This window comes from Streptomyces sp. NPDC020299 (assembly GCF_044387825.1).
Lineage (GTDB): Bacteria > Actinomycetota > Actinomycetes > Streptomycetales > Streptomycetaceae > Streptomyces.
Window position 1 is genome coordinate 217,369 of sequence record NZ_JBIRWL010000005.1, and the last position, 21,447, is coordinate 238,815.

General features: G+C 71.4%; 22 protein-coding genes and 1 pseudogene. 16 read left to right on the forward strand and 7 right to left on the reverse strand.

Annotated elements, in window-relative coordinates:
• Positions 1 to 9: 9 nt before the first annotated feature.
• The 8 genes from ACH45E_RS15335 (at position 10) to ACH45E_RS15370 (ending at position 8,891) form a co-directional block, all read left to right on the forward strand.
• Positions 10 to 1,101, forward strand: coding sequence for an SDR family oxidoreductase (locus ACH45E_RS15335; RefSeq protein WP_361438766.1), 1,092 nt, complete (start codon positions 10 to 12; stop codon positions 1,099 to 1,101).
• A complete protein-coding gene (locus ACH45E_RS15340) occupies positions 1,098 to 2,042 on the forward strand; it encodes a nucleoside-diphosphate kinase (protein ID WP_361438764.1) in 945 nt (314 codons plus the stop codon). Before ACH45E_RS15335 ends, ACH45E_RS15340 begins: the two co-directional genes overlap by 4 nt.
• A gap of 10 nt (positions 2,043 to 2,052) precedes the next feature.
• On the forward strand, positions 2,053 to 3,036 hold the full coding sequence (locus tag ACH45E_RS15345; RefSeq protein ID WP_361438762.1) for a ScbA/BarX family gamma-butyrolactone biosynthesis protein: 984 nt from the start codon (positions 2,053 to 2,055) through the stop codon (positions 3,034 to 3,036).
• Positions 3,033 to 3,920 (forward strand): hypothetical protein, encoded by an 888-nt coding sequence (locus ACH45E_RS15350; protein ID WP_361438760.1) that lies wholly within the window; start codon positions 3,033 to 3,035, stop codon positions 3,918 to 3,920. The genes ACH45E_RS15345 and ACH45E_RS15350 overlap by 4 nt, the downstream gene beginning before the upstream one ends.
• Positions 3,917 to 4,561: a nitroreductase family protein gene (locus ACH45E_RS15355; RefSeq protein ID WP_361438758.1), complete on the forward strand. Its 645-nt coding sequence runs from the start codon at positions 3,917 to 3,919 to the stop codon at positions 4,559 to 4,561. Before ACH45E_RS15350 ends, ACH45E_RS15355 begins: the two co-directional genes overlap by 4 nt.
• Before the next feature lie 155 nt (positions 4,562 to 4,716).
• The gene (locus ACH45E_RS15360) at positions 4,717 to 6,930 is read left to right on the forward strand and encodes an MMPL family transporter (protein WP_361438756.1); all 2,214 of its coding nucleotides are present in this window, start codon (positions 4,717 to 4,719) and stop codon (positions 6,928 to 6,930) included.
• An 84-nt stretch (positions 6,931 to 7,014) separates the two neighbouring features.
• Positions 7,015 to 8,217, forward strand: coding sequence for a sensor histidine kinase (locus tag ACH45E_RS15365; protein ID WP_361438754.1), 1,203 nt, complete (start codon positions 7,015 to 7,017; stop codon positions 8,215 to 8,217).
• Positions 8,214 to 8,891 (forward strand): response regulator transcription factor, encoded by a 678-nt coding sequence (locus tag ACH45E_RS15370; protein ID WP_361438752.1) that lies wholly within the window; start codon positions 8,214 to 8,216, stop codon positions 8,889 to 8,891. Before ACH45E_RS15365 ends, ACH45E_RS15370 begins: the two co-directional genes overlap by 4 nt.
• Positions 8,892 to 8,920: 29 nt before the next feature.
• On the opposite strand, the gene ACH45E_RS15375 is transcribed toward ACH45E_RS15370, so the two are convergent.
• Positions 8,921 to 9,109, reverse strand: coding sequence for a YbdD/YjiX family protein (locus ACH45E_RS15375; protein WP_361438750.1), 189 nt, complete (start codon positions 9,107 to 9,109; stop codon positions 8,921 to 8,923).
• A complete protein-coding gene (locus ACH45E_RS15380; protein ID WP_361438748.1) occupies positions 9,106 to 11,274 on the reverse strand; it encodes a carbon starvation CstA family protein in 2,169 nt (722 codons plus the stop codon). The genes ACH45E_RS15375 and ACH45E_RS15380 overlap by 4 nt, the downstream gene beginning before the upstream one ends.
• Positions 11,275 to 11,534: 260 nt before the next feature.
• Here ACH45E_RS15380 and ACH45E_RS15385 point away from each other — a divergent pair, with 260 nt between their 5' ends.
• From ACH45E_RS15385 to ACH45E_RS15395, 3 genes are read left to right on the forward strand one after another with little or no spacing between them, the layout of a single operon-like run.
• Positions 11,535 to 13,097: a sodium:solute symporter gene (locus tag ACH45E_RS15385; protein ID WP_361438746.1), complete on the forward strand. Its 1,563-nt coding sequence runs from the start codon at positions 11,535 to 11,537 to the stop codon at positions 13,095 to 13,097.
• Positions 13,094 to 13,750: a sigma-70 family RNA polymerase sigma factor gene (locus ACH45E_RS15390; RefSeq protein ID WP_361438744.1), complete on the forward strand. Its 657-nt coding sequence runs from the start codon at positions 13,094 to 13,096 to the stop codon at positions 13,748 to 13,750. The genes ACH45E_RS15385 and ACH45E_RS15390 overlap by 4 nt, the downstream gene beginning before the upstream one ends.
• Positions 13,747 to 14,139 (forward strand): hypothetical protein, encoded by a 393-nt coding sequence (locus ACH45E_RS15395; RefSeq protein ID WP_361438742.1) that lies wholly within the window; start codon positions 13,747 to 13,749, stop codon positions 14,137 to 14,139. The genes ACH45E_RS15390 and ACH45E_RS15395 overlap by 4 nt, the downstream gene beginning before the upstream one ends.
• Here ACH45E_RS15395 and ACH45E_RS15400 read toward each other — a convergent pair.
• Entirely contained in the window at positions 14,067 to 14,699 is a 633-nt protein-coding gene (locus ACH45E_RS15400) for a TetR/AcrR family transcriptional regulator (protein WP_361438740.1), read from the reverse strand. The genes ACH45E_RS15395 and ACH45E_RS15400 overlap by 73 nt on opposite strands.
• Before the next feature lie 51 nt (positions 14,700 to 14,750).
• Here ACH45E_RS15400 and ACH45E_RS15405 point away from each other — a divergent pair, with 51 nt between their 5' ends.
• Positions 14,751 to 15,302, forward strand: coding sequence for a GNAT family protein (locus ACH45E_RS15405; protein ID WP_361438738.1), 552 nt, complete (start codon positions 14,751 to 14,753; stop codon positions 15,300 to 15,302).
• 59 nt (positions 15,303 to 15,361) lie between these two features.
• Here ACH45E_RS15405 and ACH45E_RS15410 read toward each other — a convergent pair whose 3' ends face one another.
• On the reverse strand, positions 15,362 to 15,967 hold the full coding sequence (locus ACH45E_RS15410) for a TetR family transcriptional regulator (RefSeq protein ID WP_361438736.1): 606 nt from the start codon (positions 15,965 to 15,967) through the stop codon (positions 15,362 to 15,364).
• Between the two features lie 120 nt (positions 15,968 to 16,087).
• Between ACH45E_RS15410 and ACH45E_RS15415 the strand changes: the two genes are divergently transcribed.
• Positions 16,088 to 16,999 carry an SDR family oxidoreductase gene (locus ACH45E_RS15415; RefSeq protein WP_361438735.1) on the forward strand — a complete coding sequence of 304 codons (912 nt, stop codon included), beginning with the start codon at positions 16,088 to 16,090 and terminating at the stop codon, positions 16,997 to 16,999.
• Positions 17,000 to 17,186: 187 nt separating this feature from the next.
• Here the strand turns inward: ACH45E_RS15415 and ACH45E_RS15420 are convergent.
• The 3 genes and pseudogenes from ACH45E_RS15420 to ACH45E_RS15430 form a co-directional block, all read right to left on the reverse strand.
• A pseudogene (locus ACH45E_RS15420) lies at positions 17,187 to 17,414 on the reverse strand (hypothetical protein); the annotation flags it as partial.
• A gap of 52 nt (positions 17,415 to 17,466) precedes the next feature.
• Positions 17,467 to 17,889 carry a peptidase gene (locus ACH45E_RS15425; RefSeq protein ID WP_361438733.1) on the reverse strand — a complete coding sequence of 141 codons (423 nt, stop codon included), beginning with the start codon at positions 17,887 to 17,889 and terminating at the stop codon, positions 17,467 to 17,469.
• Between the two features lie 177 nt (positions 17,890 to 18,066).
• Positions 18,067 to 18,420 carry a VOC family protein gene (locus tag ACH45E_RS15430; RefSeq protein ID WP_361438731.1) on the reverse strand — a complete coding sequence of 118 codons (354 nt, stop codon included), beginning with the start codon at positions 18,418 to 18,420 and terminating at the stop codon, positions 18,067 to 18,069.
• Positions 18,421 to 18,537: 117 nt separating this feature from the next.
• Between ACH45E_RS15430 and ACH45E_RS15435 the strand changes: the two genes are divergently transcribed.
• The 3 genes from ACH45E_RS15435 to ACH45E_RS15445 all read left to right on the forward strand — a co-directional run bounded on the left by ACH45E_RS15435 (position 18,538) and on the right by ACH45E_RS15445 (position 21,399).
• Complete coding sequence (locus ACH45E_RS15435) at positions 18,538 to 19,392, forward strand: class I SAM-dependent methyltransferase (protein ID WP_361439147.1); 855 nt, start codon at positions 18,538 to 18,540, stop codon at positions 19,390 to 19,392.
• A gap of 242 nt (positions 19,393 to 19,634) precedes the next feature.
• Entirely contained in the window at positions 19,635 to 20,546 is a 912-nt protein-coding gene (locus ACH45E_RS15440; RefSeq protein WP_361438729.1) for an aldo/keto reductase, read from the forward strand.
• Positions 20,547 to 20,706: 160 nt separating this feature from the next.
• Positions 20,707 to 21,399, forward strand: coding sequence for a response regulator transcription factor (locus ACH45E_RS15445; RefSeq protein WP_361438727.1), 693 nt, complete (start codon positions 20,707 to 20,709; stop codon positions 21,397 to 21,399).
• Positions 21,400 to 21,447 lie beyond the last annotated feature (48 nt).

Below are 21,447 nucleotides of genomic sequence, written 5' to 3' on the forward strand. Positions count from 1 at the left end.
GCACCGAGCATGTCCGACCCCATGACGGTGCTGGTGACCGGCGCCAGCGGATTCCTGGGCGCGGAGACGGCCGCCCGGCTCAGCGCCGCCGGCCACACCGTGCTGGTCCTGCTGCACCGCAACGGCGAACTCGTCCGCAACAACGGCAGAAGACTCAGCCCCGGACCGGGCACCCTGACCCGGATCGCCGGCGACATCACCCGCCCAGGCCTCGGGCTGACCGACGACGACCGCAGGCTCGCCGCCACCGCCGACCGGATCGTGCACTGCGCCGCCGTCACCGACTTCGGACTGCCCGACGAACGGTACGACCGCGTCAACGTCACCGGCACCCAAAACGTCCTGGACCTCGCCCTCGCCGGCCGTATCCCGCTGGTGCACGTCAGTACCGCATACGTGTGCGGAGAACGCGACGGCACCGCCCGCGAGGACGAACTCGACGTCGGCCAACGCCCCGGCAACGGCTACGAGAAGAGCAAACTCACCGCCGAGACCGTGATCCACAAGGCGGCGCGGGACGGCCTGCCCGTGGCAGTGGTGCGCCCCAGCATCGTCACCGGCGCCACCCGCACCGGCCGCGTCCGCGACTTCAGGACCATCTACCCCGTGCTCCGGGTCCTCACCAGGGGCCTGGTGCGCACCGTGCCCGGCCACTACGACGCCGTCCTCGACCTGGTCCCGGTCGACCGCGTCGCCGATCTGGTGACCGAGGCCGCCACCCGCTTCCAGGACGCCGAGGGCCGCACCCTGCACGCCGTCGGTCACGAGCTGACCCTGCGGGACTTCTCCGACGTCCTCGCCGAGTACCCGTCGTTCCAGGTACCGAGGTTCGTACCGCCGTCCGCGTTCTCCGCCTCGGCCCTGCCCGACCGCGAACGCCCCTACTACGACCGCGTCATCTCCCTGCACGACACCTACTTCCGGCGGCGCGTCCACTTCGACGACACGCAGGCCGCGGCCTTCAGCCGCCGTCCGGCGCCCACACGCGGACGGCCCTACCTGCGCCGCCTCCTCGACCACTGCCTCACCACCGGCTATCTCGGCCCGGCCCCGCGCAAGAAGCCGGCCGCCGCCCTGTACGACGGGAGCACCCACCCATGACCCGCACGCAGCTCGCCGGACCCACGTACGGCATACCCGTCTCCCCGCTGCTGACCTGCCACCCCGCCAAGCAACGCCTGTACGGTGCGGACACCTACTTCCAGGAGAGCCACGAACAGCTCGCCGCCCTCACCGAGGACGTCACCGGCTTCGCCCACCGGCACGCCGTGCTGCTGCTCAAGCCGGACGCCGTGGTGGCCCGCAGTCTGGACGCGGCCGTGGACTGGCTGGGCGGGAGGGGCTTCAGGATCGTCGCAGCGGCGGTCACCCGGCTGACCCGCACCATGATCCGCTCCCTGTGGTACTTCCAGTGGAACCTCGCCACCCCTCACCGCAGGAGGCTCGCCGCCCTCTTCCTGGAGGACGCCGACGCCCTCGTGCTGCTCGTCCGCCCCGCGCACGACCTGGACGTCCCCGCCTCGGTCGAACTCACCCGGCTCAAAGGGCCCACCGACCCCGACGCCCGGCAGCCGGGCCAGCTGCGCCACCTCCTCGGCCGCTACAGCTACCTGCTGAACCTGGTGCACACCCCCGACGAACCCGCCGACGTCCTGCGAGAGCTGGCCGTGCACTTCGACGGCACCGCACGCGACCGGCTCTTCCGTTCCGCCCTCGCCGGCGAGGACCGCACCGCCGAGGCCCTGGAGCTGACCGGCCTGCTGTACGCCGCCGCCAAGCCCCGGAACCTCGACTTCGAGCCCGCCGTCGAACGGCTGCGTGACGCCCTGGCCCGGCACCGCGCCACCGACCCGGCGGCCGGTCCGCGGCTGCTGCTGGAGACCGCGTGGGAGCACGGGATCGACCTCGACCCGTGGGACACCGTCATCGTCGGTTCCAAGGTGCTCCCCATGCGGCAGCCCGGCCGGGTTCCCGTGCTCGACGGGGCCGACGCCGACAGCTGGCGCCGCCACCTGGACACCGTCCGCGGCACGCCGAGGTGAGGAGCGGCCCATGCAGTTCACCCGGACACTCACCAGGGAGCTGGTGCACCGCGCCGCGGTCGCCGAGGTCTTCCTGACCGACGCGGAGCGCCACGGCGAGGACGAGATACTGCTGGCCGCGCAGCTTCCCCGCCGCCACGCCTTCTACCACGACACCTCCGGCCCGCACACCCACCACGACCCCCTGCTGCTGCTGGAGGCGTGCCGGCAGGGCATCTTCGTGGTGGCCCACCGCCACTTCGACGTCCCCCTGGGCCACAAGTTCCTGCTGCGCTCGGTCGAGTTCGAGGTGCCGAACCCCGAGGACCTCATCTGTGGCGACCGCCCCACCGAAGCCGTCATCACCGCCCGTGTCGAACACCGGTTCCGCCACCGGGCCGCGGTGACCGGCCTGCGGCTGCGCTTCACCCTGACCATCGGCGCGCGCAAGGCCCTGCTGGCCCGCATCGACTACTCCTGGATGCCCCCGCGCGCCTGGACACGCCTGCGGGCCGGACAACGTGGCGGGCTCTGCCTGCCCGAGGTTCCCGTCGCCCTGTCCGGACCACGCGTCGACCCCGCGCTCGTCGGCCGGCGCGACCCGGCCAACACGGTCATCTCACCGCCGCACACGGCCGCCGACGGCACCCGCACCGCCCGGCTGATCGCCGAGACCACCCACCCGACCCTGTACGACCACTGGGTCGACCACGTCCCCGGCATGCTGGAACTGGAAGCCTTCCGCCAACTCGCCCTGACGGCGGCCGTCGACGCCGGCACCGTCCGCACGCCGGCGGCGCTGCCGGTCGCCCTGGCGGCGCGGTTCTGCTGCTTCGCCGAGATGGACCTGCCGCTTCAGTGCCGTACCGCTCCCGTCCGGCCCGACGCCGGCATCGACTGCACCCTGCACCAGGCCGGCGTCGTCGCCGCCGAGGCCTGGATCAGGCTGGCCGACGCGGACCCGGCCGGCCTCGAGGGTGCCCTCGCCGTCCCGGCGGCGTACGGAGCCGTATGACCCGGGCCGCACCCGCCAGGCTGTGCCGTTTCGTGTGGGTGAGGTTCCGGCCGCACATCTACGTCACCTACGGACTGCTGTGGGTCCTCGCTCTGGAGAGTTCGGCGGTGGCGGCGACCGGCACGGCCTGGCAGCCGTCCGGCGCCACCTGGGTGCGGGTCGTGAGCGTCGTACTGGCGCTGCTGTTCCTGCGGATGCTGGACGAGTGCAAGGACCTCGCGTACGACCGTGTACACCACCCGGACCGGCCGCTCGTCACCGGTGCGGTCACCGTGGCCGAACTGCGCGGCGCGATGGCGGCGATCGCCCTGGTGGTGACGGCCCTCAACACCGTCTGCTCCACCACGGCCGCCCTGCTGCTCCTCGCGGCCCTCGGTTACGGGCTGCTGCTCACCGCGCTGGAACGGCTGTCACCCGCGGTACGCGACCGGCAACTGCTCAACCTGGCCGTCACCTACCCGGTGCAGGTGCTGCTCGGCGCCTACGTGTACGGGTCTCTCGTCGCCGCCGGGAGCGTCACCGCCGACTGGCGCGGCGCGGTGCTGCTCGCTCTGTGCGCCTGCGTCTTCCTGCACTTCGAGTTCGCCCGCAAGACGTCCTGGGAGGCGCCGCCCGGTGCCCGCCTGTACTCGGCCGACCTCGGCCCGCGCCGCGGTGCGGCGGTCACCGTGGGCTTCGCGGCCGGCGCGGCCGGCTGCCAGGTGCTGCTCTTCGCGCCGGACGGCCCGCTCGGGCTGCTGCCCTGCCTGGCGGTGGCTCTGCCCGCCTGGGGCACCCGAAGGTTCCTGTCCACCGGCCACGGTGCCTGGCCGTTGCCCACCGCCATGGGCTTCGTCGTGGCCACGTACCTCTCGCTGGTGATCAGGTCGGTGCTGCTGCCATGAGAGCTGAACTGCCCCTCACCTCCGATGGCTTGCTGACCACCACGCGGTGCGTGCGGCGGGGCCTGGACCTGGACCGGCCGGTGGACCCGGAACTCGTCAAGGACTGCCTGCGCATCGCCCTCCAGGCACCCAACGGCAACAACCGGCAGAACTGGCGCTGGCTCCTGCTCACAGACCCGCGCATCCGCGCGGACGTCGCCGAGGTGTACCGCCGCGCGTTCCACGACCGCAACGCCGCCGCGCTGGAGCGGCCGGCGGAGCTGCCCGAGGGGACGCGCTCCGTACTCACCGCCGCCCGCGCGCTGGCCGACCGGCTGCACCGGGTGCCCGTCCTGGTCATCCCGTGCCTCGAACTGGGCGACGGGCGGCTGCCGACCGGTAACCAGGCGGGTCTGTGGGCGTCGCTGCTGCCCGCCGCCTGGAGCTACGCGCTCGCCGCCCGCAGCCGCGGTCTGGCCACCGCCTGGACGGCGGTCCACCTGGACCGCGAGCAGGAGGTCGCCGACCTGCTGGGCCTGCCGCCCACCGTCCGCCAGGGCGCACTGCTGCCGACGGCGTACCCGCTGCGCCGCTCATTCGGGCCGGGGCCGCGGCTGCCGCTCGAGCAGGTCCTGCACCACGACGGCTGGCAGGGAGCCTGACTCCTGGAGGCCGTGTCATACCTGCGGATGAGGAAGCGGCAGCCCCTCTGCTGCTCTGACACCAGGCGCAAGTGCGTATACGTGCAGGACGACTTCGGGACGGCGATCGATCAGCCTGGAGCGGTACCCGATTCCGATGTGGAGATTCCTGACTCGTGGCTACCCTCCTCTACCGAGTGGGCCGTACTGCCTTCCGGCGGCGCTGGTCCGTTCTCTTCGTCTGGGCGGCGGTGCTCGTCGCCGTCGGCGCGGGCGCCGTCGCAGCGCCCTCCGCCGACGACGGCGGCACGTCCTTCATGCCGGGGATCGAGGCGCAGAAGGCCTTCGACCTGATGCAGCAGCGCTTCCCCGGGACGAACGGCAACGCGGCCAGCGCCCGGATCGTCTTCGTCGCGCCCCACGGGGAGAAGGTGACGGCGGCGGACAACCGCCGGGTCATCGACGCGTTCGTGACCGAGGCGGGCAAGGGTCCGCAGGCGGCCGGCGCGGTGAGCCCCTTCCGGGCCGCCGCCGTGAGCAAGGACGCGTCCATGGCGTACGCGACCGTCACCTACAAGGTCACGGCCGGCGATCTCACCGACACCGGCAAGACCGCACTGCGGCACGCCATCGACCGTGCGCGCAAGAGCGGCATGACGGTCGAGGTGGGCGGCACCGCGCTGGCCACCCAGCCGGCCGCGGGCGGCGCCTCCGAGGTGATCGGCATGGCCGTCGCCGCCGTGGTCCTGGTGATGACCTTCGGATCACTGGCGGCCGCCGGCCTTCCCCTGCTCACGGCCATCGCCGGAGTCGGCATCAGCATGGCCTCCATCACGGCGCTCGCCAGTACCTTCAGCCTTTCGGCGACCTCCGGGACGCTGGCGTCCATGCTCGGCCTCGCGGTCGGCATCGACTACGCCCTGTTCGTCGTCTCGCGGTACCGCGAGGAACGGGCCAAGGGACATGCCCCGCAGGAAGCGGCGGGCCTCGCCGCCGGCACCGCGGGCTCGGCTGTCGTCTTCGCCGGTCTCACGGTGGTCATCGCCCTGGCGGGCCTGTCGGTGATCGGCGTTCCGGTGCTGACGAAGATGGGGCTGTGCGCCGCGGGTGCGGTCGTCGTCGCGGTCCTGATCGCCCTGACCCTCATCCCGGCCCTCCTCGGGTTCTGGCCGGGCGCGGTCCTCTCCCGCCGGACCCGCAAGAAGGGCGTGCGGGCCGAGACCCGCGGGGACAACGGGGGAAGCCGCTGGGCGCGGTTCGTGCTGCGCCGGCCCGTCGTCATCCTGCTGGCCTCAGTGGTCGGCCTCGTCACCCTGGCGGTGCCGATGACGGATCTGCGCCTGGGGATGCCGGGCGCCGAGTCCAAGCCCACGTCCACCACGGAACGCCGCGCCTACGACGACCTCTCCCGCGGCTTCGGCGCCGGGTTCAACGGCCCGCTGACGATCGTCGTGGACGCCCGGAACGCCGCACACCCGAAACAGGCCGTCGCTGAGATCAGCGACAAGGTCAAGGCCACCGACGGGGTGGTGACCGTCTCCCCGGCCCGGTTCAACGCCTCGGGCGACACCGCCATGATCTCCGCGACGCCGGCGACGGGGCCGACCGCCGAGCGCACCAAGGACCTCGTTCACACCATCCGTGGCGAGCGTCCGGGGCTGGAGTCCGCCACCGGCGCGACCTTCGAGGTCACGGGCAGCACGGCCATGAACATCGATGTGGCCCAGGCGCTCCAGGACGCGCTGATCCCCTACCTCGCCGTGATCCTGGGACTCGCCTTCCTGCTGCTGATGGTGGTCTTCCGCTCGATCCTCGTCCCGGTCAAGGCGGCCCTCGGCTTCCTGCTGTCGGTGCTGGCGGCCCTCGGCGCGGTCGTCGCGGTCTTCCAGTGGGGCTGGGGCGCCGATCTGCTCGGCATCGAGCAGCCCGGGCCGATCATGAGCCTGATGCCCATACTCATGGTGGGCATCGTGTTCGGACTCGCGATGGACTACCAGGTCTTCCTCGTCTCGCGTATGCGGGAGGCCTACGTCCACGGCGACCGGCCTGCCGAGGCGATCGTCAGCGGAAGCCGCAACAGCGCCCGGGTCGTCACGGCGGCGGCGGTCATCATGATCGCGGTCTTCTCCGGATTCATCGGCGCCAGCGAGCCCATGATCAAGGCGACGGGCTTCGGCCTCGCGATCGCGGTACTGTTCGACGCCTTCGTGGTGCGCATGGCACTGGTCCCGGCCGTCCTGGCCCTCCTTGGTGAGCGGGCCTGGTGGCTGCCATCCTGGCTGGACAGGATCCTGCCCAGGGTGGATGTCGAGGGCGAGGGACTGGCCCACCGGCCGGCCTCCGGCGCCCGTGACATCGCGGCCGGGGCGCAGGAGCCGGCCCGTATCTGAGCCGTCACGGCCCGCGGTTCGCCCTCCCGCGGTCAGCGGTCCGGCGCACCGCGGGCACGAGACGCTTCGTATCCCCTGGAGAGAATGATGAAGCCCGGTTGGCGGGGTGCCCCGAGGGACTCCTCCCATGGCTGGGGCGCCACGGCCGTCCTGCTGCTGGTCTGCTTCAGCGTGAGCGGAAGCATCGTCTCCGGCCGGCTGCTCGCCGACGGCCTCCCGCTGTGGCCCGGCATCCTCCTCTCGGTCGTGGCCGGAACGGCCCTCCGCTGGCAGCGCGGCCATCCCCGCGCCGTCGTCGTCGTGACCACGGGGTGCGCCTTGGCGCAGGGAGCGCTGGGTTATCTGCTCACCCCGCTGGTCATGGCCCCGCTGATCGCGGCCCTCTACTCCATGGGCACCCGGGCCGAGCGGCGGAGCGTGCGCAACTGGTCCGTCGGTGCCGCCTTCTCCCTCATGGTCACGGGCCTGCTGGTGAGCTGGGGCGGGCATCTCGTCCTGTCCACGGTGAACCCCGCGGCCTGGGCCCTGCTGCCCGCCGCCCTCGGCAGCTATGTGCAGATGCGCCGGGCGTACATCGCGGAGGTCCACGCCCGGGCCGAGTACGCCGAGCGGACGCGTGAGGAGGAGGCCCGTTACCGGGTGGCACAGGAACGGATGCGCATCGCCCGGGAACTGCACGACGTCGTCGCGCACCATCTGGCCCTCGCCAACGCGCAGGCCGGCACCGCCGCCCACCTCGCGCGAACGCACCCGGAGCGGACGGTTCAGATGCTGGACAACCTGGCGTCCACCACCGCCTCCGCCCTGCGGGAACTGAAGGCCACGGTCGGGCTGCTGCGCCAGGACGCCGATCCGGACTCCCCGCTGGGGCCGGCCCCCGGCCTCGACCGGCTGCGGGAGCTGACGGACGCCTTGGCCTCGGCCGGACTCCATGTCGACGTCACGGTGGAGGGCACCCCGCACAAGCTGTCCCCGAGCACCGACCTGACCGCCTTCCGCATCCTTCAGGAGGCGCTCACCAACGTCACGAAGCACGCCGACACGCGGACCGCTCACGTGCGCCTGACCCACGCCCCGGACCGTCTGACACTCCGGGTCAGCGACGACGGCCCCGCAGTCGCGGCGGCCCCCGCGTCCGCCCATGGCTTCGGCCTCATCGGCATGCGGGAACGCGCCCACTCCCTCGACGGCACCCTGACCGCGGGGCCCCGCCCGGACGGCGGTTTCGACGTCACCTGTGTACTGCCCCTGGACCGCACCACCTCACCAGAAGACCCCACACCATGACGATTCGCGTCCTCCTCGCCGACGACCAGGCCCTGCTCCGGGCCACCTTCCGCATCCTCATCGACTCGACCCCCGACATGACCGTCGTCGACGAGGCCGCCGACGGCCGTGAGGCGATCGACCTCACCCGCGCCCACCACCCGGACGTCGTCCTGATGGACATCCGCATGCCGGGCACCGACGGTCTGGCCGCGACCGCCGCGATCTGCGCGGACCCCGCTCTGTCGGACGTCCGAGTACTCATCCTGACCACCTTCGAGAACGACGAGTACGTCGCCCAGGCGTTGCGGGCCGGCGCGAGCGGCTTCCTCGGCAAGGACGTCAGCGCCGAAGCGCTCCTCGCGGGGATCCACACGGTGGCCGCGGGCGACGCACTGCTGTCGCCCGCGGCCACCCGCACGCTCATCACCCGCTTCCTCGCCGCTCCCGACCCGGACAGCGCGTCCGTTCCCGTGGCCGGCCTGGCCGCCCTCACCCAGCGCGAACGCGAGGTCATGGCCCTGGCCGCCCACGGGAAGTCCAACGCGGAGATCGCCGAGATGCTCGTACTCAGCCCGCTCACGGTGCGCAGCCACATCCAGCGAGCCATGTCCAAACTGGATGCCCGCGACCGTGCTCAGCTGGTGGTGATCGCATACCGGTCCGGCCTGGTGAGCGCCGGGCCCAGGCCGTGATCCGGTTTCGAACGGCCGGTGTGCCGACCTCAGCAGCAACGGCCCTGCGGATGTGACTCCCGGTGCAGTGTGCGCAGGGCCTGGTACTCCCGGCGGGTCGGTACCGGCGCGAGCGGGTGGTGGCGGCGATGACGTTCGCAGTAGCGGTCGTACTCCGCCTCTCCGGTCAGCTCGCGCAGGTACCAGCGCACCGTCCGCGCCCACCGCGGGGCGCTCACGGGCGGGCTCCGGCCAGTGGTTCGGCGGCCCGCTCGGGCACTTCGAGGCGGGATTCGACGTACGGTGCCTCGGTGCTCGGCAGCGTGCCCGGGGAACGGACGGCCCGTACGCACACCAGCGCCGCGTTGACGATCACCACCGCGACCAGCAGCAGGAACAGGATCATCAGCACGCCGTCGACGGTGGAGTTGACGACCACGGTGTGCATGTCGCCGGGGGACTTCGCCGGCGGCAGGACCTGCCCCGCGTCGATGGCGTCGGCGTACTTGGCCCGCTGGGCGAAGAAGCCGACCTTCGGATCGCCGGAGAAGATCTTCTGCCAGCCGGCGGTGAAGGTGACCGCCGTCACCCAGGCCAGCGGGACGCCGGTGACCCAGGCCCAGCGCAGCCGCCCGGACTTGATCAGGACCGTGGTGCAGAGGGTGAGGGCGACGGCGGCGAGGAGCTGGTTGGCGATCCCGAAGAGCGGGAAGAGCTGGTTGATTCCGCCCAGCGGGTCGGTGGCGCCGGTGTAGAGGAAGTACCCCCAGGCCGCCACGACGAGCCCGCTGCACAGCCAGATCCCCGGCCTCCAGTTGACGCGGCCGAGGGGCTTGAAGACGTTGCCGAGCATGTCCTGGAGCATGAACCGTCCGACCCGGGTGCCCGCGTCGACCGTCGTCAGGATGAACAGCGCCTCGAACATGATCGCGAAGTGGTACCAGAAGGCCTTCAGCCCGGTGCCGCCGAAGAGCCCGGAGAAGATCTCCGACATGCCGACGGCAAGGGTCGGCGCGCCGCCGGAGCGGGCGATCAGTGTCTGTTCCTGCACCGCCTTCGCCGCATGCGTCAGCTGATCGGGGGTGATGGTGAAGCCGAGGCCTGCCACCGCGTGCGAGGCGGACTGGGCAGTCGCACCGAGCAGGCCGGCGGGGGCGTTCATCGCGTAGTACAGACCGGGGTCGAGGGTGGCGGCGGCGATCAGCGCCATGATCGCCACGAACGACTCCATCAGCATGGCGCCGTAGCCGATCATCCGGACCTGGGACTCCTTCTGGATCAGCTTCGGGGTGGTCCCGGAGGAGACCAGGGCGTGGAAGCCGGAGAGGGCGCCGCAGGCGATGGTGATGAAGAGAAAGGGGAAGAGCGAGCCGGCGAAGACCGGGCCCGCGCCCGACGTGGCGAACTTGCTGACCGCGTCCGCGTGCAGCACGGGCGCGGCGACCACGACGCCGGCCGCGAGCAGCCCGGTGGTGCCGATCTTCATGAAGGTGGAGAGGTAGTCGCGGGGCGCGAGCAGCATCCACACCGGCAGTACGGAGGCGACGAAACCGTATCCGATCAGGCAGAAGACGAGGGTCGTCGGGCTCAGCGTGAAGGCACCGGCGAGTGAGGAGTTCTGGATCCAGCTGCCGCCGGCGATCGCGAGCAGCAGCAGCGCCACGCCGATGAGGCTGGCCTCGAGGACGCGGCCGGGACGGATGCGGTGCATCCAGAAGCCCATGAAGAGTGCGATGGGGACGGTCATGGCGACGGAGAAGGTGCCCCACGGGGAGTGGGCGAGCGCGTTGACCACGACCAGGGCGAGCACCCCCAGCAGGATGATCATGATGGCGAAGACGGCGACCAGGGCCGCCACTCCGCCCGCCCGGCCGATCTCGTCACGGGCCATCTGTCCGAGCGACGTGCCGTCCCGCCGCATGGACAGGAACAGCACCACCATGTCCTGCACGGCCCCGGCGAAGATCACCCCGGCGACGATCCACAGCGTGCCGGGCAGATAGCCCATCTGGGCCGCGAGCACCGGTCCCACCAGCGGGCCGGCACCGGCGATCGCGGCGAAGTGGTGGCCCAGCAGCACCCGGCGGTCGGTGGGCTGGAAGTCGACGCCGTCCGCCAGCCGTTCGGCGGGTGTGGCCCGGCGGTCGTCCGGCTTCAGCACGCGGCGGACGATGAACCGGGAATAGAAGCGGTAGGCGATGGCGTACGAGCCGAGCGCGGCCACCACCAGCCAGACCGCGGAGACCTTCTCACCGCGGGACAGTGCGAGGACGCCCCAGGCCGCGGCCCCGAGCAGGGCGACGGCAGTCCACACCAGGACCGCCCGGGCAGTCGTGCGAGGCCGCGTCGGCGGCGGTCCCGGTGGCGCGGTCCGTCCGGATTCGGGCATGGCTGACGTAGGCATGGCGGCTCCTCACCGTGGCGATGGTGTGTGGCGGTACGGATGCGTGCGGCTCAGGTGACATGGCGTAGCCGGTGCGGACCGGTCCGTGCCACGACCTGCGCTCCTCTCCCGCTCGCTGTCGGTCTGTGCAAGAGTTGCCCACTCCCCGGAACCGGTTGACAGCGGATTTCCAGAAGATTTCCCGCCGGTTCCCTGTCATCGGAACCGGCCGCTCGCGCAACTCTCCCGCGAGGGTTCAGGCACACGAAGGACGGTGACCCATGGCCGACGGCGCCATGACCGCGACGTTCCTCGCCGTGATCGGCGGGGCGTCACTGCTCGCCGTCACCGCGCGCCGGCTGAGCCCGAACGACCGGCTGCCCTCCCTGGAGGGCTGGGCCCTCGCCGACCGGAGCCTCGGCCCGGTATGGACCTGGCTGCTGCTCGGCGGCACCATCTTCACCGCCTACACCTTCACCGCCGTACCGGGACTGGCCTACGGCAACGGGGCGCCGGCCTTCTTCGCGGTGCCGTACACCGTGATCGTCTGCCCGCTCGCCTTCGTCCTGCTGACCCGCCTGTGGACCGTGGCCCGCCGGCACGGCTATGTCACCGCCGCCGACTTCGTACGCGGGCGATACGGTTCACCGCCGCTGGCGCTGGTGGTCGCGCTGACCGGGATTCTGGCGACGATGCCGTATCTGGCGCTGCAACTGCTCGGCATACGCGCGGTGTTGACGGCCGGGGGCGTCTATCCGCGGGGCGCGGGGGGCGATGTGGTGATGGTGGCGCTCTTCGCCGGGCTCGCGGTGGCGACGTACCGGCACGGGCTGCGCGCACCCACCGTCATCTCCGCGCTGAAGGCGGTGGCCGTGTTCGTCTCGCTGACCGCCGTCTGCTGGCTGGTCCTCGCCCGGCTCGGCGGTCCCGGCGCGGTCTTCGACAGCGCGGCGCGGCGGCTCGGCGGGACGGACGCGGCCCACTCCGCCCTGCTCCTGTCCCCGGCCCAGCAACCCGCGTACGCCACGCTCGCGTTCGGCTCCGCGCTGGCCCTGCTGATGTACCCGCACGTACTCACCGCCGGTTTCGCCGCCGACGGCCCCCGCACCCTGCGCAAGGTCTCGGTGGCACTGCCCGCCTGGACGGGACTGCTCGCGCTCTTCGGCTTCCTCGGCATCGCGGCCCTCGCGGCAGGGGTGAGGGCCCCGAAGGGCGCGGCCGAGGCCGCCGTGCCGATGCTGGTCGACCGGCTGATGCCCGGCCCGCTGGCAGGGCTGGTGTTCGCCGCGATCACCGTGGGGGCGCTGGTCCCCGCGGCCGTGATGTCGATCGCGGCCGCCACCAGCTTCGTACGGAACGTCTACGTCGAGTACGTCCATCCGACGGCCACCCCCAAGCGGCAGGTGCGCATCGCCAAGGCGGTGTCACTGACGGCGAAGGTGGGTGCGGTCGCGTTCGTGTTCGGGCTGCGCGACCAGGACGCCGTCAACCTCCAGCTCCTCGGCGGCGTCTGGATCCTGCAGATCTTCCCGGCCGTGGCCGTCGGGCTGTTCACCGGCCGGCTGCATCCCCGGGCGCTGCTCGCCGGGTGGACCGTGGGCATGGTTGCCGGAACGTTCCTGGTGGTGCGGGAGGGCTTCTCGTCGATCGTGCCTCTCGGATCCGGGAGGCAGCCGCTGGAGATCTACGCCGGGCTCGCGGCCCTGCTCCTCAATCTGATCGTCGTCGTGACCGGGACCGCCGTCCTCGAGCGCCTCGGGGTCCCGCGCGGCGCCGACGCCACCGACCTGCCGTCCCGCCTGACGGTCAGGCGGCGCCCCGAGACGGGAGCGACCAGCTCATGAGACGCAGACAGCACACGCGCGTACCGGTACCGCAGACGGCCCCGGCCACCGCCGACCCGTCCCCGCTGCCTGCCGCACTGCCCGCCCCGCTGCCCACAGTGCCGCACACGCCTCCCGCCGCCGACGGCGAGGCGCTCGCCCCGGCGGCGAGTGATCCGGCCGAACTGGAGCGGGAGGCGACCCTTGCCCACCTGTTCGAACTGCACTACGCCTCGATGCTGCGCCTGGCCGTCCTGCTCGGCGCCGACGACCCGGAGAACGTGGTGGCCGAGGCCTACTACCAGATCTACCGCAAGTGGCGGCGGCTGCGGGACACCGAGGCGGCGGCGGCCTATCTGCGTTCCACGGTGTGCAATCTGACCCGTATGCGGATCCGCCACCTCCAGGTGGCCCGGAAGCATACCGAGGCCCCGGCCGGTGATGTCGTCGCCTCGGCCGAGAGCACCGCCCTGCTCCACGACGACCAGCGCGTACTGGTCGACGCTCTTCAGCAACTGCCCGCCCGGCAGCGCGAAGCGCTCGTCCTGCGGCACTGGCTCGGTCTCAAGGAGGGGGAGATAGCCGCCGCGATGGGCATCTCCTGCGGGTCGGTCAAGACCCACACCGCGCGCGGCATCGCCGCCCTGACCCAGGCGATGGAGGCCCGGCGATGAACGACACCTTCCCGAACCAGACGGGGAACACGGAAAAGGACGAGAAGGCGAAGGCCCAGGACCGGAGCGCCCAGGACCGGACCGAACAGGAACTGCGCGCGGCCTTGGAGAGGCTCGCCGGCGGGGTGCGGGCCGCTCCCGACGCCTATCGCACGGCCCGCGGAGACTGGCTCCGCAGGGAACGGCGTCGGCGGCTGGTCCTCGCCGTCCTGATCGCGGTCGTCTTCACGCTCGCGACACTGATCGGCCTGTGGGTCCTCAACCAGACCCCGTCCGGCTCCGGCGTCATCTTCTCGGGCACCCGGAGCACGATCACTCAGAGCGCGTCGTCGGGATCGTCCCGGGTGGCCGTCGTCGGACCGGTGCGGGCGGTCACGGCGGCCAGGTAGTCGTCCAGGAGCTCGACCTGGCGCTGTGGCGGGAACGCGGCCGGGTCGAACAGGGCCTGGACCACCAGGCCGAGAACGAAGGACTGAGCCCCGACCGCGATGTGCGCGGGGTCGCCAGGTGGCAGTTCGCCGCGTTCCTGGGCCGCGGCCACCCGCTCGGTCAGCCTGTCGCGGCCTTGGGCGTACTTACGGGCGTAGTCGGTGCTCAGGGCGGGGTCGGAGAGGGCGGCGTCCCAGGAGGAGACCCAGATCCGGTTGCTGTCGGTGGCCCCGGAGGTCAGCGGCAGGATGTCCAGCAGCGCGTCCCTCAGGGCGGCCAGGCCTGTGCCCGCATCGCGGCGGGGCCGGGAGACGGTGCGCTGTTCGAGCAGGTCAAGGGCGTGCTCCAGCAGGGCGCGTTTGGTGGGGAAGTAGTGCGTGAGCAGGCCGGTGGTCGCGCCGAGTTCGGCGGCGACGGCGCGCAGCGTCAGGCCGGCGAAGCCGCGTGTGGCCATGACCTGCCAGACCGCTTCGGAGACGTCGCGTCTGCGGGCCTCGTGATCTCCCTTGGTGCGTGGCATGCCGCCACGGTACATTGCCGTAACGCTTGTTATGTAAATGGGGAGGCCAACATGTTCTCACTGCCGCTGCGCGACGGCGCTCGCCTCGGTCCGCTGGAGGTCTGGCATGCCGAGGAGTTCGCCCGCCATATGGACCGGGCTCGCGAACACATCCGTCCGTGGGTCGGGCCCACGTTCGTCACCGACGATGTGGACGGGGCGCGGGCCACGCTCAAGCGGTATGCCGAACGCCAGGCAGCCGACGGTGCCCGCCTGTACGGCATCTGGCGGGACGGCGTGCTGGTCGGCGGTGTGATGTTCACCGATTTCCAAGCCGCTTTCGGTTCGTGCGAGATCGGTTGCTGGCTGGAGCCGTCCGCCGAGGGCCACGGTCTGGTCACGCGGTCGTGCGCCGCGTTGCTGGACTGGGCGTTCGCCTCCCGGGGGCTGCACCGGGCCGAATGGCACTGCCGGGCCGACAACGAACGCAGCTCGGCGGTGGCCGAACGGCTCGGCATGACGCTGGAGGGCGTGCGACGCGAGGCATGGCCGTACGAGGGCGCGCGCTACGACAAGCAGATATGGGCGCTGCTCGCTCCCGAATGGCGAGCCCTGGGTCACTGACCTGCTGAAGTACGACGGACAGGCGGCTCACATGGGGAAAAAGCAGGACGAGCCGGTCCTCATGAGGTGACCTGAGGGCCCGCGGAGCCTGCCTTCGTCAGTAGGTCGGTCGCGGAGAGGGCCCGCAGATCGTCGAAGGCTTGGAGCAGATGCGCGTCCAGGCTCTGCCCGGGGTCGTCGATCCAGGCTTGGACCGCTTGATGAAAGGCGGCCCAGCCCGTCCGAGCGGCCAGCGCGGCCAGCCGGTCGGCGACATCGCGCTGCCGCAGCGCCTCCGCCACGGCGTCGGTGAGCGACGCGGCCTTGGCCAGGTCGCGTTCGCGGAGCGCCGGTGTCGCGGCGATGACTTCCAGCCGCGGTTCGGCGAACGGGCGATTGTCCTCAAGGATCCGTTCGGCCTCCCGGAAGGCCCAGAGCAGTATCCCGAGCGGCTGCAGATCATCGGGTGCTTCGGCCACCGCCTGGATCAGCGCGGCGCGCAGGTCGGCTTCTCCGTCGAAGAGCACCTCGCGCTTGTCCGGGAAGTGCCGGAAGAACGTGCGCTCGTTGACGCCGGCCCGGGCGGCGATCTCAGCCGTGGTGGTCTGGTCGAACCCGCGTTCCCGGTACAGCTCCAAGGCCGCCTGCTGAAGGCGGCGGCGCGCTTCAGCTCCGCTCCGTGGCACCCCCCGAGGCTACCGCATGGGCCGGCGGCCGACTCCCGTTGCGCCAGTGACTGGCACTACCGTAATGTCAGTGACTGGCGCTTAGTAGTGCCAGTCACTGACATTAAAGGGGAGTGCTTCATGCATGTCTTTGTCACCGGTGGTTCCGGCCTGACCGGCCCCGCCGTCGTAGCCGAGCTCGTCGCGGCCGGCCACACCGTCACGGGTCTGGCGCGTTCGGATGCCGCCGCCGCTCGGCTGGAGGCGCTCGGCGCCACACCGCACCGCGGCTCCCTGGAGGACCTCGACAGCCTGCGCGGCGGCGTCGAAGCCGCCGACGGCGTCCTCCACATGGCGTTCGGTGGCGACTTCGCCGACCCCGACGACATGATGAGGCGCGACCGAACCGCGATCGAGGCGCTCGGCCAGGCGCTGGAACACTCGGGCAAGCCCTTCGTCAGCACCTCGGGCACGCTGGTCATGCCCGCCGGCCGAGAGAGCACCGAGGAGGACGAGCCCGACACGGCCGGGATCGCCGGCTTCCGTATCGCGGGCGAGCGGGCTTGCCTGGACTTCGCCGCCCAGGGTGTACGCGCGAGCGTGGTCCGGCTCGCTCCCACCGTCCATGGCCCCGGGGACCACGGCTTCATCGGCATGCTCGTCGCCACCGCACGAAAGACCGGCGTATCGGCCTACATCGGCGACGGCGGCAACCGGTGGCCCGCGGTACATCGCCTCGACGCGGCGGTCCTGTTCCGCCTGGCATTGGAGAAGGCACCCGCAGGCAGCGTGCTGCACGGAGCTGCCGAAAATGGCGTCACCCTGAGGAGCATCGCGGAGACGATCGCCAGAGGCCTCGATCTGCCCGCGGTCTCGCTGACCCCGGGCGAGGCCGCCGCGCACTTCCCGAGCCCGTTCATGGCCACCGTCTACGGCTTCGACGCGCCCGTCTCCAGCTCCTCCACGCAGGAGCTCCTCGGCTGGTCGCCCTCCCACCCGACACTGCTCGAAGACCTGGAACACGGCGACTACTTGGCCACACCGGCCTGCTGATCCTGGCCGCGGCGCACTACTTCCAACGGGCGGAGATGTACACGAGCCGTCCAAGTGCTGTGCGGAAGCTGAAGGCTGTCCCGCGATGACAGTTCGGAGTCGGGGATTTCGGTGTCGGGGGCGGTCCACTCGACGAGCTGGACGACGATGCCGTGCGAGGTAACGGGCAGGCCCGGCTCGGGACGTCCTATCGCCGGCCGGCTGTTTGCGTTCTGCGGTTGAGGACGCGGGATGCGCGGACGTCCTGTGGGCCGCGGGGGCGCGTGGTGGCGGGGCGCAGTTGGATACGGGCGTCGAGGCCGGCGCCGGGGGCGGGGTGGAGGGTGATGGTGCCGCCGGAGGCGTCGGCGAGGTGGCGGACGATGGGCAGGCCGAGGCCAGCGCCGTCGTGATGGGTGTCGGAGGCGCGCCAGAAGCGGTCGAAGGGAAGCCGCCTGAGGCCAGGGAGACGTACGGGGCCGCCTCTGTCAGCCGGCGTCCTCGGTCTCCTCGGTGCCCTCCTTCTTGGTGTCGGTGACCTTGAAGGACTTGTCGAGGCAGACCTCGATCGAGGTGCCGTCCGCCTGCTTGACTTCCACCGCGTACATGCCGGGCTTCTCCGCGTCCTCCTCGGACTTCACGACCGTGCCCGGGTACTTGGCGACCGCGGCGGCCTCGGCCTTCTGCTTGATGTCTCCGGTCAGCGGCGGCTCGGTCTTGTCGTCGGTGTCACCGTCGTCCGCACCGGCTTCGCAGGCCGCCTCGGCGCCGCCCGCGCTCTGGGCCGACTGCTGGGTGTCCGCCGCCTTGGAGCTGTCGGATCCGGAGTCGGAACCGCCGCAGGCGACCAGCGCGAACATCATCACTGCGGCGGGAGCGGCGAGCAGGGCACGGCGGGGCAGAGCACGCATCAGGGGTGTCTCCAAACACTGGGGAATCACTTGCGAGTTCGGAGGCCCTTGGAACCGGGCCTCCGGGGGATGACTACGACCCTGGGAACCCGCTGTTGAGAGACAGCCCAGCAAACGGAGAGCGGGAGACCAGAGGACTGCCAATGTTCCGCCGCACCACACTGCCCGAAGACGCGGTCAGGCGGGCTGCCACAGTTCGACCCGATTGCCCTCGGGATCGGTGACCCAGCCGAATCGGCCGACACCGTCCATGTCCTGCGTCTCCTCGGCCACGTCCGCTCCCTTGGCGCGCAGTTGCGCGAGCATCGCATCCAGGTCGCGGACCCGGAAGTTGAGCATCGTCCGCTGGGCGCGGGACCCGAAGTAGTCGGTCTCGGACTCGAACGTCGCGAACACCGTCACCCCGGCTTCCTGACGCCACAGGCCGTTCTCATCGGCGTCCAGGCCCAGGCAATCGCGATACCACGCGCCAAGCGCCGCCGGGTCGGCCGCCCGCATGAAATACCCACCGATTCCAAGCACACGTTCCATGCCGCCATCGTGCCAGCACGGCGAACGGGCGGGCCGGCACCACACCATCGCCGGCTTCACCCCCAGCCTTCTCGTACTATCGGCCTGCACTTGCCGTCGATCACCACCAAGGATCTTGTGAACCACTCCGATCTCCGGGCCAAGGCCCCTTCGCTCGCGGCCGGCATGGCCGCCGCCGACCACAGCCCGGGCAGCCAGCTGTCCCAGACCCGCCACCGGGCCGCGCTGGTGGCGGGCTGGCGCATCGCACCCGGCTCAACCGTCCTCGAACTGGGCTGCGGACAGGGCGACATGACAGCCGTCCTCGCAGAAGCGGTCGGACCCGAGGGGCGCGTGGTGGCCGTGGACGTGGCCGAGCCCTCCTATGGGGCGCCGGTCACGCTCGGGGAATCGGCAGCCCGGCTCGCGGAGGGTCCCCTCGGGCCGTGCATCGACTTCCGCTTCGGAACGAACGTCCTCGACCCGTCGGTCGACTTCCCCGCAGGCGCCTTCGACCACGTGGTGCTCGCACACTGCTCGTGGTACTTCGCCTCCCTCGGGCAGCTGCGAGACACACTGGCCCGGGTATGGCCGTGGGCGCGGCGACTATGGTTCACCGAGTGGGACTTGACGCCCACCTCCGGCGACCAGTTGGCGCACCTTCTCGCCGTGCTGATCCAGGGACAGTTCGAGGCCGCGGGATCGCATAGCGAGGGCAACGTCCGCACGCCCTTCTCCCGTGAGGGGCTGCTGCGGCTCCTCCCTGAGGCAGGATGGACGGCCGACGGCAGCGGGTCAGTCGATACGGAAGAGCTTCAGGACGGCGACTGGGAAATCGCTGCCTGCCTCGACCTGGCTGGTACGGAGGAGCGCTTGGCCGTGCTGCCCGAGCCGGTGCGACAGCTCGTCCTGAGCCAGGCCGACGTTCTCCGGGCCCTCGCCAAGCCGCGCGGCAACCGAGCCCTCGGTGCGTATTCGGTCACCGCGCGCTGACACGCCCCACGGGCTGTGGCAAGCGCCTCGCCCAACCTGCTAGGCTGACGACACACGCGAGCCTTCCCGGTGCGGACTGCAACCCGCCGGGGAGGCTTTTTTCATGCCCGGGCGGGCGCGCCCCGGCACTGGCGGACCCGCTTTGAAGCTGCCTGCCCGCCGACGGCACCGTCGAGGGATCTGAACTCGTCGCGTGCCCAACCACCGCTGCGCCATCCCATCCGTACGAGGAGACCCTTCACATGAGCCGGCGAACGAACCCTGCCGCAGCCGCCGGTACATGGCGCCTCGGTGATCTGACCGTCAACCGTCTCGGGTTCGGCGCGATGCGTCTGGCCGGGACCGCGCCGTTCGACGGCGGGGCACCGCGTGACCGCGAGCAGGCGATCGGCCTGCTGCGCAGGGCCGTTGAGCTGGGCGTGAACCACATCGACACCGCGGCGTTCTACTTCTCGGCGACACGTTCGGCGAACGAGCTGATCAACCGGGCACTGGCACCGTACCCGGAGGATCTGGTCCTCACGACCAAGGTCTGGCCGGGCCGCGACACCTCCGGCGCATGGTGGTGGGCCACCCCCGCGCAGTTGCGCGGCCAGGTGGAGGAGAACCTGCGGCAACTGGGCCGGGATCACCTGGACGTGGTGAACCTGCGCGTGCCGCCGAGCCGGCGGACGGGCCCGGTCGGCGAGCACTTCGGCGCGTTGGCCGAACTGCGCGACGCGGGACTGATCCGGCATCTGGGCATCTCCAACGTCACGTCCGGGCAACTGGCCGAGGCGCTCGCCATCGCCCCCGTCGTCTGCGTGCAGAACCCGTACGGAATCGGCGCACCGAACGACGACCGGGCTCTGCTGCGTCGCTGTGGCGAACTCGGCATCGCCTTCGTTCCCTTCTTCGCGATCGCCGGTTCCGGGCGCGAGGCAGGGCCGGCCGCCCAGGACAGCGAGGAAGTGCGCGCCGTCGCCCGCACACACGGGGTCACCGCCGCACAGGTCCGGCTGGCCTGGACCCTGCACCAGGGACCACATGTACTGGGCATCCCCGGGACCGGCGACCCCGGCCACCTCGCGCAGAACATCGCGGCCGGCGCGCTGCGGCTCTCGGAGGAGGACATGACACTCCTCGACGCGTCGCAACCGAGGCCGGCCCGATAGTCCCTGTCCTTCGGGGCGGTTCGGCCCTACCGCACCGACGAGGCCACCGCGATGATCCCCCTGGGGCCAGTAGGGCCGACCGGCCCTGGCCCTTCGCACCAAGATCGCGCATGATCTGCGACGAGCGCGGGTTCAGGCAGAGCGGAACGAGGAGCAGCCGATGGCGGACGGCGGACAGTACGGCCCCGACAACCCGATCCGGGTCTTCCTGCTGGACGACCACGAGGTGGTGCGGCGCGGGGTGCACGACCTCCTCGACGACGAGCCGGACATCACCGTCGTCGGCGAGGCCGCGGGCGTCGCGCAAGCCCTGGCACGCGTACCGGCACTGCGCCCGCAGGTGGCGGTGCTCGACGTGCGGCTGCCCGACGGCGACGGTGTGACCGTGTGCCGGGAACTGCGCTCGCGAATGCCGGAACTCGCCTGCCTGATGCTGACCTCGTTCGACGACGAGGAGGCCCTGCTGGACTCGATCATGGCGGGCGCGTCCGGCTACGTGCTGAAGCAGATCCAGGGGTCGGATCTGGTGTCGGCCGTGCGTACGGTGGCCGCCGGCCAGTCCCTGCTCGACCCCAGCGCCACCGCCAGGCTGATGGCGCGGTTGCGCCAGGGCGAGGAGCCGGAGCCCGAGCCCGACGCCCTGCCGGGCCTGACCGAGCGGGAGCGGGAGATTCTCGCACTGATCGGTGAGGGACTGACCAACCGGCAGATCGGCCAGCGGCTCTACCTCGCTGAGAAGACGGTGAAGAACCATATTTCGCGGCTGCTGGCGAAGCTCGGTGTGGAGCGGCGCGTCCAGGCCGCCGTCATCGCCACCCAGGCCCAGGACCGGCTCAGGCAAGAAGGCCACTGAGGGCGTACGGCAGGCCGCTCAGCCGGGGTACCCGCCGAGTGGGACCTG

Bases quoted from the DNA above. Each gene is read 5' to 3' on its own strand.
- ACH45E_RS15335 (WP_361438766.1), top strand. From the start codon at position 10: ATGTCCGACCCCATGACGGTGCTGGTGACCGGCGCCAGCGGATTCCTG.
- ACH45E_RS15340 (WP_361438764.1), top strand. From the start codon at position 1,098: ATGACCCGCACGCAGCTCGCCGGACCCACGTACGGCATACCCGTCTCC.
- ACH45E_RS15345 (WP_361438762.1), top strand. From the start codon at position 2,053: ATGCAGTTCACCCGGACACTCACCAGGGAGCTGGTGCACCGCGCCGCG.
- ACH45E_RS15350 (WP_361438760.1), top strand. From the start codon at position 3,033: ATGACCCGGGCCGCACCCGCCAGGCTGTGCCGTTTCGTGTGGGTGAGG.
- ACH45E_RS15355 (WP_361438758.1), top strand. From the start codon at position 3,917: ATGAGAGCTGAACTGCCCCTCACCTCCGATGGCTTGCTGACCACCACG.
- ACH45E_RS15365 (WP_361438754.1), top strand. From the start codon at position 7,015: ATGATGAAGCCCGGTTGGCGGGGTGCCCCGAGGGACTCCTCCCATGGC.
- ACH45E_RS15370 (WP_361438752.1), top strand. From the start codon at position 8,214: ATGACGATTCGCGTCCTCCTCGCCGACGACCAGGCCCTGCTCCGGGCC.
- ACH45E_RS15380 (WP_361438748.1), bottom strand. From the start codon at position 11,274: ATGCCTACGTCAGCCATGCCCGAATCCGGACGGACCGCGCCACCGGGA.
- ACH45E_RS15385 (WP_361438746.1), top strand. From the start codon at position 11,535: ATGGCCGACGGCGCCATGACCGCGACGTTCCTCGCCGTGATCGGCGGG.
- ACH45E_RS15390 (WP_361438744.1), top strand. From the start codon at position 13,094: ATGAGACGCAGACAGCACACGCGCGTACCGGTACCGCAGACGGCCCCG.
- ACH45E_RS15395 (WP_361438742.1), top strand. From the start codon at position 13,747: ATGAACGACACCTTCCCGAACCAGACGGGGAACACGGAAAAGGACGAG.
- ACH45E_RS15400 (WP_361438740.1), bottom strand. From the start codon at position 14,699: ATGCCACGCACCAAGGGAGATCACGAGGCCCGCAGACGCGACGTCTCC.
- ACH45E_RS15405 (WP_361438738.1), top strand. From the start codon at position 14,751: ATGTTCTCACTGCCGCTGCGCGACGGCGCTCGCCTCGGTCCGCTGGAG.
- ACH45E_RS15415 (WP_361438735.1), top strand. From the start codon at position 16,088: ATGCATGTCTTTGTCACCGGTGGTTCCGGCCTGACCGGCCCCGCCGTC.
- ACH45E_RS15425 (WP_361438733.1), bottom strand. From the start codon at position 17,889: ATGCGTGCTCTGCCCCGCCGTGCCCTGCTCGCCGCTCCCGCCGCAGTG.
- ACH45E_RS15430 (WP_361438731.1), bottom strand. From the start codon at position 18,420: ATGGAACGTGTGCTTGGAATCGGTGGGTATTTCATGCGGGCGGCCGAC.
- ACH45E_RS15440 (WP_361438729.1), top strand. From the start codon at position 19,635: ATGAGCCGGCGAACGAACCCTGCCGCAGCCGCCGGTACATGGCGCCTC.
- ACH45E_RS15445 (WP_361438727.1), top strand. From the start codon at position 20,707: ATGGCGGACGGCGGACAGTACGGCCCCGACAACCCGATCCGGGTCTTC.